The sequence below is a fragment of the Mesorhizobium sp. WSM4828 genome (assembly GCF_055811175.1).
The window spans coordinates 133,328-148,263 of the sequence record NZ_JBVVQK010000015.1 but is presented as its reverse complement, the minus strand read 5'-3'; the positions used below and the strand labels follow the sequence as shown (position 1 = coordinate 148,263).

Sequence of the window (14,936 nt, the reverse complement as noted above, 5' to 3'; positions counted from 1 at the left end):
TCGCCGCCGACCTCGATCTCGGCCGATTGGGTCGAGGTTATCACCCGCTCGGATTTATAGAGGCCTGCCGTTTTCAGGCCGGCGAGCTCATTCGAGAGATGAGAAACGAAAGCGTCGGTCATCCACAGACTCACCGCGGTAAGCCCCTATGCAGAGAGGAAGGCTCGGCAATATATCTCGGTAAACTATGCGTAATTTACCGCCGTCGACCATGCTGGATCGGCATGCTTCTTCCAATACAGGTCTGTCAGCTGCCGAGTCAGACCGCCCACCTTGCCACCGCCTATAACGGTCTCGTCAATCTTGGACACCGGCATGATCCCGCCCGCTGTAGACGTAATGAAAACCTCATCGGAGTCCTTCAGTTCGTCGCGATTGATGTCGCCGGCACTGGCAGAGAGGCCCAGTTCGCCGCATAGATCAAATACGGTCTGCCGGGTGATGCCGGCAAGGACGCCATAAGCCGGTGTCTTCAAGCGGCCTTTCTTCACGGTGAAAACGTTGAAGCCGGGCCCTTCAGCAATGTTGTCGTTGATATCGACAATCAATGCAGTTTCGGCACCGTAGTCGTACGCATCGAACAGGCCCTTCACCAAATCGAGCCAGTGATAGTTCTTGATGGTCGGATCGATCGACTTTGGCGGAATCCGGACGGTGTTGCTGATGGCGACATGCAGGCCGCGCTCCAGCTGCTCCATGTTGGCAACCGACCCGAAAGGCACCGCGAATGCGATGAACCGGTTCTCCGACTGGCGCGGGTCACGGCTAAAAGTAGGCGAGCCGCCTCGCGTGCAGATCATTTCGACATAGGCCGACCTGTGCCCGGACAGCGCCACGCAGGTCGACAGGAACTTTTCGATCTCACTGCGGTCGTAGGGGAGCTTCATGCGCAGCTTTTCCATTCCGCGGAAGAACCGTTCCATGTGCAGGTCCAGCCTGAAGAACCTCCCCTCCCAAACATGGACGGTATCGTAGGTGGCGTCGGAATGCAGAAATCCCCAGTCCAGAACGGACACCTTAGCTTCGGACATTGGAAGGTACTGACCATCCATGAAGGCCACGCCGTGAGGATATTGCCTTTGATCCCGGTGCCGGTGTTCTATGACTGGGAAAGCAGTTGCAGGTTCGGCGAGTGTCATTCCTGAGTCCTCCAAATCTTACGAACGCGGGCGCTACGCACACCCGGTCACAATTAGCCGCCGACGGGCCGGCCGGCGGCTCCACGCCCCAGCAATTCAGATGTAGGCGCACATCAGACCGCAAGCACGCTGCGCGTGCCAAATGTCATCAGCGCGATCGAATCACCACCTGAGTGGGGCGAGAAGTCCTTCTGTGGGCCAGGCGCCGGTCACCCGGTGATCCAATTAGTTTGCAGACTTCGATCCACTGATTGCGATCAAACTGGTCCTTTAGCCGCAACGGACGCTTCAAAAAGGGGATAGGAGTGGCGGAAACGTTCAGCAGTACAACGGCTACACTCGCGTTCGGAGCTCGCACTTCACGCGGTTCAGCGCAATCATACTCTTGAGTTTGCGGGCAGCGGGACCCCTAGAGTTATTGTCGCTTCGCATTCGGCAATTAATGAACGGTACAAGCCATCGGAGCCGGCGATGGCGCCACGGCCGGATCGTTCCGCGCCTGGAACGGCAGCGAAACACCGATGCTGGACGGTCGCAGTTCCGAGAGCTGCTTGCAGGAGCTGACCCAAAACTCGCGCCCTTCTTCAAGGCTCATGTCCAACGGCATCGTTAGATGTTTGATCCCCAGGCTCACATGACGATGCTGAGGTCAAGAGGTGTGTTAGGACGGCATCGTGTTGCTCCAATTGGCGGCGGAATCCAGAACTGGGCCCGATTGCGTGACACGGCTCGGTCAATCGAGCCTAGTCAAAGTCACATACGGTCGCCGCTTGGGACGGCTGCACCAATATCCCGCTTGCGGCGGCAGGGGCCCAGAGGGCGAGACCCGTCTTTGATACGGCATTCTAGCCAACTGGGATCTCGGTTCGCCTCCTGGATCCGCCGAGGCTGATCAGACCTCGAGGGATGAGTGTATCGGTGTGGTCTCGTCAGACAGCCTTCATGACGGTACCTTCGATGACGACGCCCGCGGTCACGTATTTCCACAGCGCCAAGAGCAGCTTCCTTGCAAGGGCGACGATGGTTGTCTTTTTGAGGCGCCCCTGATTGCGCATCACGCGTTCGTGGAACCAGCGGGTAAGCGCTGAACCCGGTTGATTGCGCAGCCACAGCCAGGTCAACTCGATCATCGTCGTTCGCAGTCGGGGGTTGCCGGCCTTCGAGACGCCTTGCTCGTGCTGGACCAATCCGCTCTGCCAAGGGGTCGGCGCGAGCCCGGCATGGGCGGCGACCTGCCGGCGATTATCGAAGTGCCGGAAGAGCCCTTCCGAGTAGAGGATGGCGGCACACTCGGGGCCGATACCCTTGAGATCGAGCAATGTCGCTGCTGGAGTTTCGGCGCCTTTAATTGCCAGCAGAGCGTCGCGCTCGGCCTGCACCTCTTTGATCTGGGCTATCACCAGTTCGAGTCGGTCGAGCTCGCGACGGATTTGCCCCTTCAGATGTTCTGGCAGTGCGCGGCCGTCGCCGGTCCTCAATTCCTCAAGCCGATGTCGCCGGTGACGTCCCAGCGGCTCGTAGCCAGTGATGCCCTGAGCAAACAGCAGGCCCTTGATCCGGTTGACATGGCAGGTCCGCTCACCAACCAGAACCTTGCGTTCACGGCCGATGCGTCGATGGTCTCCTCCTTGACGCTCGGTACTCTAACCATCGCGCACGCGCGCGGCTCGCCTCGTTTATAGGCGAGCAGCGCACGCACCAACGCCTCACCATCGATCTTGTCGGTCTTGGCACAACGCCGCCGGCGCGACGTGGCAATCGAGGCGGGGTCGACGACATGGCTTTCGATCCCCTCGGCCTCCAGGGTTCGATGGATCCAGAAGCCGTCGAGACCCGCCTCCTGAATGACCACAAGCGCAAAGAGCCGGCCGGCGCGCGCCTGTGCCTTGTCCTGAAGCTGGGCAAAGCGTGCCAGCAGTCCCGTGAATATCGCGGCCGCGGACCGCATGTTTAGACATCTTCTCCCCACTGCCCGGCGACAGCGAAGGGATCAACCATGTCGATTGACTGAGTTCCAAAGAAATGAAGATCGCGCCAAGATCGGTGCGGATAGCGGCAGGCGCCGCAGATCAATCGGCTACAACACGCATGATTGGCCTCCACAGAGTTGTTGGTCAGCAACCCCACTCTGCCAGAGCGCAGGTCGCTATCCACCACCGGTCATGGGATCTTTGATGGTTCATCCTTGCCGTCCGAATCAAAGGATGCGCTATGGGCCAGGTTCTGCATGGGAGCGCCACAACGACAGAGGCGATCCGTCAAGCAATACAGGATAGTCAAGAGAACGAGCTCGAACCTCCGACTACGTTGCAGGCTTTCGGGATATGTCCTCGTCTGTTCCCATCACGTCATTGTCACCCTCGATTCTGGACCGCAGCCTCAGCCGTTTTTTCCGTTACGCCGGCGTAGCGGCATAGCGTGCGTGATCACGCATGAGCGCGAAGGCGATGCGGGCGAGCTTGTTGGCGGTCGCCACGGCGACTGCGGACTTACGAAATTGGTTCGAAGCCGAACCATGGCGAACCGGCAGCGAACTTCTGTCACGACTGCAGGCCGAGTATCCCGGCGATTACCCGGACAAACTGCTTCGAACGCTTCAGCGCCGGCTAAAGGTCTGGCGCAGCGAACAGGCGGACGCGTTGCTGTTTGGTCCCTTGAACAAGGAGCCGCCGATCCTGGAGATCGCAGGGCCACACTGACGCGCCGTGGCGCTCGCTAAGGAGGCCGGGCGCTGCGAAACCCTGGCCATCTCCGCGCCCGGCCTCCTTAGCCCCAAGGCGGGAGCAAAATGGATGAGGCAACGCTCGAATCTCGAGGAACATCATTACGTGAGGCAATACGAATCTCACCTTGATTGTCGCCGCGCAGACGGGACCGATGCCGGGAACGCTCATCAGACGGCGCGCGGTCTCATCGGCTCTGGCGAGAGCCAGAATGGCCTGATCGCTTTGTCCGATCTCATGATCGACTTCGTTCAGCCGACGCACGACAGGCCACAGCGCCGAGCGTACGATCGCCGGGATCATGTCGTTGCTTTCCATGATGAGAACCGCCAGAGCACGAGCATTGTTCGGTCCCTGCGCGGCGATGATCCCGATCTCGGCCAGACGGCTGCGCAGGGCATTGAGCAGTTGCGTACGCTGTGCCACCAAAAGTTCGCGCACCTTATGGTGCATGAGCGCAGCCTGGTTCTCGACCGATCGCACCGGTACAAAGCGCATGCAGGGCCGCGTCACCGCCTCGCAGATGGCCGCTGCATCAGCGGCGTCGTTCTTCTGGCGACGCACATAGGCCTTCACATACGCTGGCGGCATCAGCCGCACGTCATGGCCAAAACTTGCCAGTTCGCGAGCCCAATGATGAGCCGAGCCGCATGCTTCCATGCCGATCAGGCACGACGGTAGACGCTCGAAGAATGCCAGCACATCTTTGCGCCGCAGCGCACGAGACATGACGACACGGCCGGCAGCGTCGACAGCGTGGACCTGGAAGACATGCTTGGCCAGATCGAGGCCGACGGTGGCTACAGCATTCAGTTCGATGTCATTCTTTTCCATGGACGGTGCTCCTTCAGATGAGTGCTCAACAGCAGCCATCTTGGCACGCCTCTCACGAGGATGATGCCGTTGCGGGCGCCGTCCACCCATCAAGAGAGCCTGAGGACGCTTTCGAAGCGCTACGGGATCAACCCTAAGACGGTCGCGAAGTGGAAGAAGTGGAGTTCGACCGCCGATCTGCCCACCGGCCCCAGGGAGCCGAGATCGACAGTTCTGTCTGTTGAGGAAGAGGCTGTCGTTGTGGCGCTCCCATGAACTTGGCCCATACCATTCTTTGATCCGGAAGATGAGGCGCCCCAAACATCAATCGTCAACACGCTGCAAGCGACCCCATCCAGCGCTCGGAAATGGCCTGCTACCGGTGGGGAGGACACGGGCAGGAGCGCCGCACATAAATCACGGTCCTGTGGCAGCCGGACAGCGGCGGAGGGCTGTACCTCCAGCGAGATCCATTCGGCCTCCCCAGGCGGGACCCCAGCGGGAGAGTTGGGAGTGGCTTGCAGTCGCCCCGCACTGGCCGAGGTCATCGCTGTTTTCACAACTGCGGAGAGTGCCGCCGTCCACGTATTTCTTGAGCTTTGAGCTCGAGTCCCTTTATGGAGCCGACGACCAAATTCATCCTTCCGCAGCAAGGTCGCTTGCCATCTTCAACAAAGCAGCGCTAAATTCTGGGTCGACGGCGTTCTTGTTCTCGAGCACACCAAGGTAAACAACGACGGTGCCGGTGTCAGGGTTGGCCAACATATATTGCCCGCCATAGCCGCTATGTCCGATCCACGTGCCGTCGGTGTACATCTGGCGGCTATAGCGCATCCATTCACGCGGCTTCGGCATGGAAGGGCCGGGATTGCGCCGGGTTTCTTCGATGAAGGCGGCATCTCCAACGCGGCGGTCGTCGATACCCTCGCCCTTACGCGCAAAGAGCAGCCCGTAGCGTGCGAGATCGCGGGCGGTGAGATAGGCGCCACTGGAGAGCGCCGGCACACCCTCGCGGTCGCATCTGATATGGAAGCATCCCTCGATGCCAGCCGCCTCGACGATGTCGATTAGCCAGTCGCGCAGCGGCCGGCCGGTGGCCCGCTCGATCATCCAGCCAATGACGATGCTGTTGGTCGACTTGTAGAGCGCCTCGCCGCTGGGATTGACGAGATCGTCTCCGGTAACGCCGCAGACGAAGGAGCGCGTCGTCTGTTCCTTTTGACCCTCCGTCGGCAGCCGCGAGCCGCTGGCGGCATCCAAGTCCCAGATTGAAGCGTAGGGATCACTGGTGTCCTCGCTGAGGTCGTTGGCGACATCCATGTCAGCGACCGCCTTGACGGTCGCTTTGGCGTAGCCCGTCCCGATCTCAGGCAGATAATGTCCTACTTTCTCGTCGAGATTGACGAAGCCGTCGGCCACCGCGCGACCGAGGATGAGGTTGAGTGTCGTCTTTGTGACAGACATGATGGGATGTGGCTTCTCGGGGCCGAAGTCAGGCGCATAGCGCTCGTAGAGGACGCGCTCGCCACGCACCACGATGAACGCCGAGAAATGCGGCACGGCGAGGAAACGTGCGACGCCGGGACGCTCGCCGATGGTCCAGTCGACGTCCTTCCTGAGTGGCAGGACTCGCGGGGCGCGCAGCGACATCGAATAGAGCATCGTTGTGTGGAGATTATAAAAGCCGTGGCGGCGGTGGTCAGGCAGGTTCCATCGCGCTTTGTTGTCCGACAGGGTGATCAAATCTGGATTGGCGATCGAGGCGACAGTCATGCGATGGGCCTTTACAAGTTCGCGTTGTTAATAGGCGTTAGGGTGCCTGTTTCCTAGAGTTCGAAAATTTTGCGTTAACTCACGGGCACGCTGTTGAATTTCTTGTCTTCTGGCCGATAGGTTCATTTTTTATCCTCCAGTAAATTTTCGGTTTGAATGCGCTCATGCCGTTAGAGCGGCTTCCCTGCGGCACGACCCAGGTGCCCTTTTTGCTCGGCCTCGCGCATAATCTTTATCTCCAGAACACGTGACCGCCCTAGTGCAATCCTAGCTTCTGGCTAAGCGATGATTTCTCGCATAAAGCAGTTTGCCGCCAGCGTAGCGCCGCAGAACGAAGGTTAGTTCATCGTCGTGCGTCGGAACCACCAGCGCCTGCAGGACGCAGCTTGAGAGGGCGGTAATCCCGTCAGGTAGGTAATGTCGTGCTGATATCGCACCGCGCCATTCGACTTCACCATGAAGCCGGCGAAGGTATTCACTCTCGGGAACGCCTGCGGTCCTTTCGCTGATTGTCAATAGTGTTAAACCCCGTCTGTCTTCACGCGAGGATCGGCGAATGGCACTGCACCCCGGCAGCTTCCGTCGACCGCTTATCTAATAAACTACTCTGGTAGGAAACCACGCCAGAAATACTACTGCGCGGTCGAGGAGAATTTGCGCCAAAATCGGTCGATTGCCGAAATGCAATCCGCACAAAGCGGCGTGGATTGAAATTTCTGTCATCGGACGAATATTCCCTCGACTGTCGGCATCCAAAATACCCTGTTCGGCGTTGCAGAAAATGAGACAAAATTTCTTAAGGGACGAGTTCAAGGTGCTGCGCCGCGATCGTGTTCCAGGGGAGTGGTGTAGGTGACGGCTTGGTCGCCGCGCTCTCCGGCATGAGTCCGGGCCGATCAGCGCGTCACGGCTGGCAGGCTGATGAGAGGATCATCGCTCATTTGGCTGATGGTTTCCAGCGTCACGTATCTGGCTCGTTGCACGGCCCATTTGATGGCATGGACCGCCTCTTCCGAACTGCGGATAGTGGAGCGTGTTTTCCCCTATAGCTCAAGAAAAGCCGGCCGTGCCTGTTGTCACCATCGGAATCGATATCGCCAAATCCGTCTTTCAGCTCCACGGTGGACGCATCCGGCCGTGCGGCTCTCCGGCGACACCTCGGGAGCAGCCCGTAGCGAAGACTGCTGTCGCGCACAAAACTGCTCGTGCATTATGGGCTATGCTGACCCGTGCCGAAAACTATCGGCGCTGGCAGCGCGGTAATGGCATAACCGACTTGGCGCTGGCGGACGGCGCTAGCTTGCGGTAAACGAATGTGATGGCGAACCGGTCGGACCGGGTCGGCAAAGGTCTCTTGAATGATGCAAGCGAACAGAGCTCGTCCATTTGTCTAACCGCCGATCCGCGAAAACCATCAGGGCCAGCAGCCGTGCGCCTGCATGTCCTAGCTGGATACACGACCGCAAGCACCGGACCCGTCATCTCCGTTTCGAATTCCCTTTTAAGTCAGGGACGGTCCATACACGTCGTTCTGTTCGAGCCGAATCGCGCCAAGCAGACGGACGATGTGTCATCATTTGGGAAGATGCCGACGACCTCGGTGCGCCGCTTGATCTCGCCTTTTGAGGCGCTCCAGCATGAAACCCGTACGATCATGACGGTGCCATCCGTTCCCCGCTAGAGATGATCGATTTTCGGCGCATGGTGCGACCATCCGGGACAGAGGCACCGGGAGCATGCCAAGTGCAGTCAGGCCGATCAATTCGATGAGCTGCGAGCTCGCGTTAGTAGCTGGCCGCCCCTGCGGTCTGCCCGGTTGCGCCGAGAGCGCGGATCCGTAGGTGGGTCGCCCGCCGGCTCCCGACTGTTTGAGGAGAGAGCCGATGAGACGTGTGATGGAATGGACGGTTTGGGATCACGGCCGGCTGCGCCGTCACGGGCGGGTCGACATGACCCGCTCGGGACTGTTCTGTCGCCCTATGTCGGCCGGGTGATTGTCGCCAACCCGATGCAGGTGAAGGCGATCGCCCATGCCAGGATCAAGACCGACAAGATCGATGCCGGGGTTTCTGGCGCAACTCCATGCAGCGGCTTTCTGCCGGAGGTATGGGTTCCCGATGAGCGGACTGAGCCGCTTCGCCGCCTCGTCGCACGGCGCAAGCAGGTCGTGCGGCATCGCACGCGCGTGAAGAACGAGGTGCATGGCATCCTGCAGGCGCACCTCGTGCCGAAGTGCCCGCATGCCGATCTGCTCAACCGTCAGGGTCGCGCCTGGCTCGAGTGGCAGGTGCTTGCGTGACGAGCGGGCCGCTATCGCCCCCACATCCGCGAGATCGATCGCCTGGCCGAGGATCTGGCTGACCTCGATCGCGACATCGCGGGAAGCGGTTGATGATGTGCAAGTCCGGCGGCTTCAGACGATCACCGGCGTCAATGCCATCGTCGCGAGCGGTATCATCGCCGTCGTCGGCGACATGCGGCCGTTCCGTGAACCGCAGAAGCTGGTGAGCCACTTGGCCTCAATCCGCGTGTGTAAACAGGGCTCACAGCGTTTCGCCCGGCGGTGCGGAGATGTAGCACGACGCATAGATGTAGCCGGTCGTGCGCTCTAGCTGATCGTCCATGCCGCCTTTGGCCATATCCTTCAGGATCGCCTGCCGCTCCGTCGATGTGGAGAAGCGGCGCTGGCGCTGTCTGAACCGTTCTAGGAGCCGTGTTTCCAACGAGAAAGCTCGAAAAACCGCGGCGATGTCGTCGTACCTGAAGGGGTGCATTGCGAAGGCGACGACCCACGGGCGTGACGATGCCGACGCCTCATACACGCGTGCAAAGGTCGCCTCGCTTGCGTAACCCACACAGCCTGTGCTGATGAGGATATCCGCATCCGCGAGTGCGCTTCGCTCCTTTTCCGTCAAATCACGTGTTTCCACATCAGCCGTGACGCCAGCCTCCAACAGACCCAGATCCAGCGCATAGCGAACAGCCCGGAAAGATGGATCCACGCCGACGAACTGGATGTCGTCGCGGAGGCCCTGTTTGCGAAAAAAGGCGCGATGCTCGATCTCCTGCCGGCGCGACAGCGATCCGTTGGGATCAAGATAGGCAGCATAAAGATCGTCAAGGTCGAGATCGGTTCGTAGCAAGGCAGCGTTGACCCCATAGGAGCAACCGACATCGATTATTTTCAACTTCGTCTTGTTTCGAATGCGTCGATAATCGGCAAAGATCCTTTCGAAAATCGGCTTGGCCCGATCTGGAAGCATATAGTCCAGGAATAAACACGTCCGTAAATAGGCGTGCGGCCACCTGCGATTGTAGGTTGCCGTGAAATCGTACTTCGCACCCTGAAGTCTGCTGCGCTCTGCAGTTGATGCCTGACCTGACATGCTGCTTTCCTTTCTTCGCTTCAGTGATCCCAATCTCGCCCACGATATATAAATCGCTCGCCAGCTCCTCCGCCTAACGAGAGACGCATCAAAAGTCGTGCCAGGCGGGGCAGAGGCCTTTAAATGCTCTTTTCTGCACATCGACCCAATTGCTTAGTGCGACGGGAGGTTAAGTCGACATCACAGTGTCGCGTATTAGACACTCTGGCAACATCGATGCACTTCGTTAGCCCAGAATGGACATGAGTTCGTCCCCGTGGCTCAAAATCCCCGGTAATAATCACTTGACACCCTACACTGTTGATCACCGGCAACGCTACTGACCAGCGGTAGCAGGTAAAGCAGGGCGTCTATTTGGTGTTGCCACCTTAATTGGTGAATGGTTGCTTGTGTGTCGGATTGAACGCAATGGGCGATGCAGACATCAAGATACCAGTTTCAAACGAGCTATACCGTCTTCCTTGGACCGGACTTGACATAGTCAAGACTGATCATGCTCTTAAATTTGCGCACATTAGGATCGTTATAGAGCTTCTTCTTCACGAAGACGTAAAAGGCTTCGACGTCTTCGACCGTCACGATGAGCACAAAATCAGCGTCGCCTGTTACCATATAGCATTGCGTGACCTCCTTGGCCGCGCGCATCGAGCGCTTGAAGTGGTCGACGAGCTCCAGGCGTCCACGGTCAAGCTCTATCGTCACAACAACGGTAATATATTTACAAAGATCATTCGAATTGAGCAGCGACATATCCGCAACGATTGACATCCTCCGGATGAAACTTGTCACTCGACGGATGCTGGAGCGACCGAGACTTCCGGCAGTTCGGCAAAGAAACATCCGATTGTTTCTGTGTAGCTCTATTGGGGGCTTTTTGTCCACGCCGACAAGCGTCCAATGCAGGCTATATCTAAAATTTAATATTTAGGCAGCAATTCTAGTCTGCACATTATCAAATGCCCCCTTCCGGCTCACATATTTGGCACCAACGGTCAATGGCCCTGCCCACCGCACAACTGTCACGCAAGGTCTGATGCGTACGGCTGAGTCTTGGTTGCGACTTGATTTTGATAGCCCCGACGTCTGCGACGGAAGCAATTAAGGATGCAGAAGGTGGTTCTTTGGCGGCGCAGTACTCATGGAAGCCGAGGGACTGTACTGCACGCCGACAAGTCAGGAATAAGTTGAGGGCCGATCCGCGTTCGGGCTTTACGTCCGCTTCGACCCGAGTCTGCGTAAGGTTGAGGAATGCTGCTCGAGCATAGAATCGAGGTGTCAAATGAAACGGTCCGCCGTTGGACGGCCAACTTCGGACGCCAAACTCGCATGCAACCTGCGCCGACGGCAGGCGCGCCCCGGCGATGTTTGGGATCTGGACGAACTCCTGGTAAAATGCGCCGGCAGTCAGTTCTGGCTCTGGTGCCCGGTCTCGACCATTCGAGGCTTTCGATGCCGGGTAAATTGTGGCCTGCGTCGCCTGGCCTCAAGGCAGAGCGACCTAACGTGACAACACCCGGCAGGGGGCACTGCGGTTTGTAGAAAATCGTTTCCCATCGCAAGCTGCCGGTTTTTTGGCCGGGACTGCCGTTTATCCAACATTCTGCGGCCATAGCCGGGTGATTTAGTCAAGCATAGACAAGCGAAAAACAGCCGGCTGACAAACTGGAGATGATCGACCATGGCGTTCCCTAGGGCGGCCCCGTACCTCGTTATCGGCGCCGGCATCCACGGCCTTTCGACGGCCTACCACCTTGCACTGGCGCTCAAGCGCACCCGGAAGGGAAGTGGAAACGACATCCTTGTCGTCGACAAGAGCGGAATCGCCGCTGGCGCATCGGGTATTGCCTGCGGTGTGGTTCGCAACAACTACTTCCAGCCCGCCATGCGCGAGCTGATGGCCCATTCGGTTAGTATCTGGGAAAGCGATCCGAAGGCCTATCAGTACAACGCCGTCGGCTACATGCAGATTAGCTCGGAATCAATGCGCGATGACGTGCGTTCGATCTACGAGCAGCAGAAGGCGATCGGCTATGAATCGGTCCTCGTGGAGGGCGTCAAAGAGTCCGACGCCTATATGAAGAACCTGTTCTCTGACTGGCAGGCGAAGAATATCATCTCGGTGCTGCACGAGAAGAAGGGTGGCTACGCTCACAACGCTGCCGCTATCTATGCGCTGGCGAAGAAGGCCGAGAATGAAGGCGTACGGATCCTCAGCGGCGTCACCGTCAAAGGCATGACCTTCGCCAATGGAGCAAATTCGGCCGTGACCGGCGTCGACACCGATCGCGGACATATCGCCTGCGACTATCTCGTGGTCGGCACTGGCCCCTGGGTTCGCGATTTCTGGAAGATGGCGGAATTGCCCGATACTGTGACAATCAAGAGCAAGGACGGCGAGTTGCATGACGGCATTCCGATGTGGCGCTTCTGGCAGCTGGAGGAAGGCGTGCTCGTTGTCGAACCGGACGTGTTCAAGACCAACGACGGCAAGATGCCGCCGGTGATGCATGTCGACACTGACGCCCCACTCTATTCCGCCGTCGATGGCAGCATCATCACTGAGAGCATGTGGGGCATCTACTACAAGCCCGATTTTAATTTCGGCGGCATCCAGGGCGGCGCAATGCCCTACAAGGTCGACACTCCAGTCAATCAGGTCCAGATCGATCCTTATGGCCCAGCCTCGTCAGAATTTGTTTCAAGCCCTGAATTCGCGCATATGTGGGTGTCGGCGCTGGCGCACTGCCATAAGCGATTTGAAGGCACAATGTCTCAATATCACAAGGAGCCTTCGGGAGGCATCGGTTGCTTCACGCCAGACAGCTTCCCGATCTTCGAAGCGTTGCGTGAGAACATCTACATGATCGCAGACTCCAACCACGGCTACAAGATGATCGGTGTCGGCGCGCTGGTCGCGGAAGAGGTGATCGGAAACGAATCCTCGCTGCTCAAACCGTTCCGTCTGGGGCGCTACGCGGCGGGAGAACTTCACCCTATCTCGAATAGTCCATATCCTTGGAGCTGACCGGTACTCACTCTACGCCGAATACTTGGATGGAAGGGACTTTTGCCCGGCTTTCTTTTTTACCGATCGGGTAGATGATGCCGATCATCGAAAAGAGCACGGATGGATGTCCTCAGCACGTCGAGTTCATGTTGCTCGACGGCTTCTCCCTGATGTCCGTGAGCAGCGCCATCGAGCCGCTACGGGCAGCGAACCGGTTGCTCAGCTTTGAGGCCTATCGCTGGACTTTCTCGTCGGAAGACGGCGCCGCGGCCAATGCGTCAAATGGCATTTCTGTTAATGTCGATGATCGCTTGGGCAATTCGAAACGTTCCGATTATCTTTTTGTCTGCGCTGGCATGACGCTCGTCGCCAAAGATCAGACACGCCTCAACGTCATTCTGAACCGGCGCTCACGCGAAGGATGCCGGATGGGGGCGCTGTCCATGGGGGCTGTCTTTCTTGCTCGGGCCAATTTGCTAAACGATGCGCGGTGCACGCTGCACTGGGAGGGGCAGCCGGCTTTCCGCGAGGAGTTTCCCTACATTCAGCTCAGCAATGAGCTCTTCGTCATCGACAAGGGCCGTTACACCTGCGCGGGCGGGACGGCGGGGCTCGATTTGATGCTTCACATCATCGCGCAGGACCACGGCGATCTCCTCGCCCGCTCCATCGCCAACCAGTTTCAAGTTGATCGGATCCGAACCGGAAGCGTCGAACAGCGCTCGGGCAGCTCGGTGCGCCTGGACACACTCCCGCCGCAGCTCGGCCAAGCCGCGGGTCTGATGATGCAGAATTTCGAAAATCCGCTAAGCACCACCCAGATCGCTCGAAAGGTCGGGTTGGGCGTGCGCAATCTCGAAAGGATGTTTCTTCGCTATACTGGCCAAACTCCCGCTCGGTACTACAAGACCCTGCGCCTGGAACAAGCGAGGGATCTGCTATACCATACCAGCCTTGCCAATGTTGATATCGCAATCGCGACGGGCTTCTGTTCCAGCTCCTACTTCTCCGCCTGCTATCGGGAACAGTTCGGGCATTCGCCGTCGCGTGAGCGTCGGCGAGATGACGCCCACTTGAACAAGACGGCCGTCGCGTTAAGTGGGCACAAAGCATAGGATAAACGAAGCCTGAGGCAGACAGATAGCAAAGTTTAGGCATGCGTGTGCCCGGTATTTTGGCGTCCGTACGCTTTACTTTTCCTTGGACAAGACAAGTTCATAAAATTAGATTCGTTGCCAATTAATGCAATCCAACGCGACCATAATATATTTATGCCTCTCAGTACTTACTGGAATTCGAATAGTTATTAATCCTTATGTTCAACAATTCCGCCATCGGAAGGAAGAGACCGAGGATCACGTTAATGGTCTTGTTACGTAAATTGGCGCGCGGTTGATTGCGTGTCGAATTTAACGTAGTTGGGCTGAAGACATCAGATATCAGTTTGACACGTCATCGGTTTCCGCCGCAGATCGTTGTTCACGCGGTCTGGCTTTAGCTTCAAACTGAGTCTGCGTGGGGTAAAGGAAATGCTGCTCGAGCATGGAGTCGAGGTGTCATTATGAAACGGTCCGCCGTTGGACGGCCAACTTCGGATCCCAGATGGCATGCAACCTGCGGCGACGGCAGGCGCGCTCCGGATGTTTGGGATCCGGACGAAGTCGTGGTGAAATGCGCTGGCAGGCAGTTCTGGCTCTGGCGCGCAGTGGATCAGCAGGGCACCGTTTTCGAGGAAATCTTGTAGAAGCGACGGGACAAGGCGGCAAAGCCCCTGCTGGTCAGGTTGTTGAAGCCATATGGTGTCCGAAGAGGATCGTCACCGGCAAGGCTTCGCTCCTGCGGTGCGGCAAAGACTAGACTTAGACTAGAGTTGCGCCCCGGTCTCGACCATCGGTCGCACAAGAGGCTCAATAATCGCGCCGAGTCAGCCATCTGCCGTTTCGAAAACGGAACGAACCATCGCTGGGAGGGTGCAATGTTTCGTCTCCTTCTAAGCTATCCGCAACTGCTTTCAGTTCCATCCCGCCGCCGTCGGCTACCATTGCCTCGAGGCTTTCGATGCTTGGAACATTGCGGCCTGCGTCGCCTGAAAACT

General features: G+C 58.1%; 9 protein-coding genes and 7 pseudogenes. 8 read left to right on the top strand and 8 right to left on the bottom strand.

Annotated features, from left to right (window positions below):
* The 3 genes and pseudogenes from AC0L2X_RS18730 to AC0L2X_RS18720 form a co-directional block, all read right to left on the bottom strand.
* Positions 1–122: pseudogene (locus AC0L2X_RS18730) on the bottom strand (glycine C-acetyltransferase); the annotation flags it as partial.
* A gap of 63 nt (positions 123–185) precedes the next feature.
* Positions 186–1,139, bottom strand: coding sequence for an aminotransferase class IV (locus AC0L2X_RS18725; RefSeq protein ID WP_473600242.1), 954 nt, complete (start codon positions 1,137–1,139; stop codon positions 186–188).
* A 929-nt stretch (positions 1,140–2,068) separates the two neighbouring features.
* Positions 2,069–3,190, bottom strand: a pseudogene (locus AC0L2X_RS18720) (IS110 family RNA-guided transposase).
* A gap of 426 nt (positions 3,191–3,616) precedes the next feature.
* Between AC0L2X_RS18720 and AC0L2X_RS18715 the strand changes: the two are divergent.
* Positions 3,617–3,838, top strand: a pseudogene (locus tag AC0L2X_RS18715) (ISNCY family transposase); the annotation flags it as partial.
* Here AC0L2X_RS18715 and AC0L2X_RS18710 read toward each other — a convergent pair.
* On the bottom strand, positions 3,746–4,696 hold the full coding sequence (locus tag AC0L2X_RS18710) for an IS110 family RNA-guided transposase (protein WP_473600241.1): 951 nt from the start codon (positions 4,694–4,696) through the stop codon (positions 3,746–3,748). The pseudogene AC0L2X_RS18715 and the gene AC0L2X_RS18710 overlap by 93 nt on opposite strands.
* 60 nt (positions 4,697–4,756) lie before the next feature.
* On the opposite strand from AC0L2X_RS18710, the pseudogene AC0L2X_RS18705 reads away from it, so the two are divergent.
* Positions 4,757–4,942 (top strand): annotated as a pseudogene (locus AC0L2X_RS18705) (IS481 family transposase); the annotation flags it as partial.
* A 369-nt stretch (positions 4,943–5,311) separates the two neighbouring features.
* Here the strand turns inward: AC0L2X_RS18705 and AC0L2X_RS18700 are convergent.
* Both AC0L2X_RS18700 and AC0L2X_RS18695 read right to left on the bottom strand, forming a co-directional pair.
* Entirely contained in the window at positions 5,312–6,448 is a 1,137-nt protein-coding gene (locus tag AC0L2X_RS18700; RefSeq protein WP_473600240.1) for a serine hydrolase domain-containing protein, read from the bottom strand.
* Positions 6,449–7,973: 1,525 nt separating this feature from the next.
* A pseudogene (locus AC0L2X_RS18695) lies at positions 7,974–8,068 on the bottom strand (transposase); the annotation flags it as partial.
* A gap of 280 nt (positions 8,069–8,348) precedes the next feature.
* On the opposite strand from AC0L2X_RS18695, the gene AC0L2X_RS18690 reads away from it, so the two are divergent.
* The gene (locus AC0L2X_RS18690) at positions 8,349–8,747 is read left to right on the top strand and encodes an IS110 family transposase (RefSeq protein WP_473600239.1); all 399 of its coding nucleotides are present in this window, start codon (positions 8,349–8,351) and stop codon (positions 8,745–8,747) included.
* Entirely contained in the window at positions 8,650–9,060 is a 411-nt protein-coding gene (locus AC0L2X_RS18685) for a transposase (RefSeq protein WP_473600238.1), read from the top strand. The genes AC0L2X_RS18690 and AC0L2X_RS18685 overlap by 98 nt, the downstream gene beginning before the upstream one ends.
* On the opposite strand, the gene AC0L2X_RS18680 is transcribed toward AC0L2X_RS18685, so the two are convergent.
* Both AC0L2X_RS18680 and AC0L2X_RS18675 read right to left on the bottom strand, forming a co-directional pair.
* Positions 8,992–9,834: a hypothetical protein gene (locus tag AC0L2X_RS18680; protein WP_473600237.1), complete on the bottom strand. Its 843-nt coding sequence runs from the start codon at positions 9,832–9,834 to the stop codon at positions 8,992–8,994. The genes AC0L2X_RS18685 and AC0L2X_RS18680 overlap by 69 nt on opposite strands.
* 447 nt (positions 9,835–10,281) lie before the next feature.
* Positions 10,282–10,602 (bottom strand): Lrp/AsnC ligand binding domain-containing protein, encoded by a 321-nt coding sequence (locus AC0L2X_RS18675; protein ID WP_473600236.1) that lies wholly within the window; start codon positions 10,600–10,602, stop codon positions 10,282–10,284.
* Positions 10,603–11,032: 430 nt separating this feature from the next.
* Between AC0L2X_RS18675 and AC0L2X_RS18670 the strand changes: the two are divergent.
* The 4 genes and pseudogenes from AC0L2X_RS18670 to AC0L2X_RS18655 all read left to right on the top strand — a co-directional run.
* A pseudogene (locus AC0L2X_RS18670) lies at positions 11,033–11,254 on the top strand (IS6 family transposase); the annotation flags it as partial.
* A gap of 258 nt (positions 11,255–11,512) precedes the next feature.
* Positions 11,513–12,859: an NAD(P)/FAD-dependent oxidoreductase gene (locus AC0L2X_RS18665; protein WP_473600235.1), complete on the top strand. Its 1,347-nt coding sequence runs from the start codon at positions 11,513–11,515 to the stop codon at positions 12,857–12,859.
* A gap of 74 nt (positions 12,860–12,933) precedes the next feature.
* Positions 12,934–13,956, top strand: coding sequence for a GlxA family transcriptional regulator (locus tag AC0L2X_RS18660; protein WP_473600234.1), 1,023 nt, complete (start codon positions 12,934–12,936; stop codon positions 13,954–13,956).
* A gap of 308 nt (positions 13,957–14,264) precedes the next feature.
* Positions 14,265–14,931, top strand: a pseudogene (locus tag AC0L2X_RS18655) (IS6 family transposase).
* Positions 14,932–14,936: the final 5 nt, after the last annotated feature.

Coding starts and splice junctions, on each gene's coding strand:
- AC0L2X_RS18725 (WP_473600242.1), bottom strand. CDS start 1,139: ATGACACTCGCCGAACCTGCAACTGCTTTCCCAGTCATAGAACACCGG.
- AC0L2X_RS18710 (WP_473600241.1), bottom strand. CDS start 4,696: ATGGAAAAGAATGACATCGAACTGAATGCTGTAGCCACCGTCGGCCTC.
- AC0L2X_RS18700 (WP_473600240.1), bottom strand. CDS start 6,448: ATGACTGTCGCCTCGATCGCCAATCCAGATTTGATCACCCTGTCGGAC.
- AC0L2X_RS18690 (WP_473600239.1), top strand. CDS start 8,349: ATGGACGGTTTGGGATCACGGCCGGCTGCGCCGTCACGGGCGGGTCGA.
- AC0L2X_RS18685 (WP_473600238.1), top strand. CDS start 8,650: ATGGCATCCTGCAGGCGCACCTCGTGCCGAAGTGCCCGCATGCCGATC.
- AC0L2X_RS18680 (WP_473600237.1), bottom strand. CDS start 9,834: ATGTCAGGTCAGGCATCAACTGCAGAGCGCAGCAGACTTCAGGGTGCG.
- AC0L2X_RS18675 (WP_473600236.1), bottom strand. CDS start 10,602: ATGTCAATCGTTGCGGATATGTCGCTGCTCAATTCGAATGATCTTTGT.
- AC0L2X_RS18665 (WP_473600235.1), top strand. CDS start 11,513: ATGGCGTTCCCTAGGGCGGCCCCGTACCTCGTTATCGGCGCCGGCATC.
- AC0L2X_RS18660 (WP_473600234.1), top strand. CDS start 12,934: ATGATGCCGATCATCGAAAAGAGCACGGATGGATGTCCTCAGCACGTC.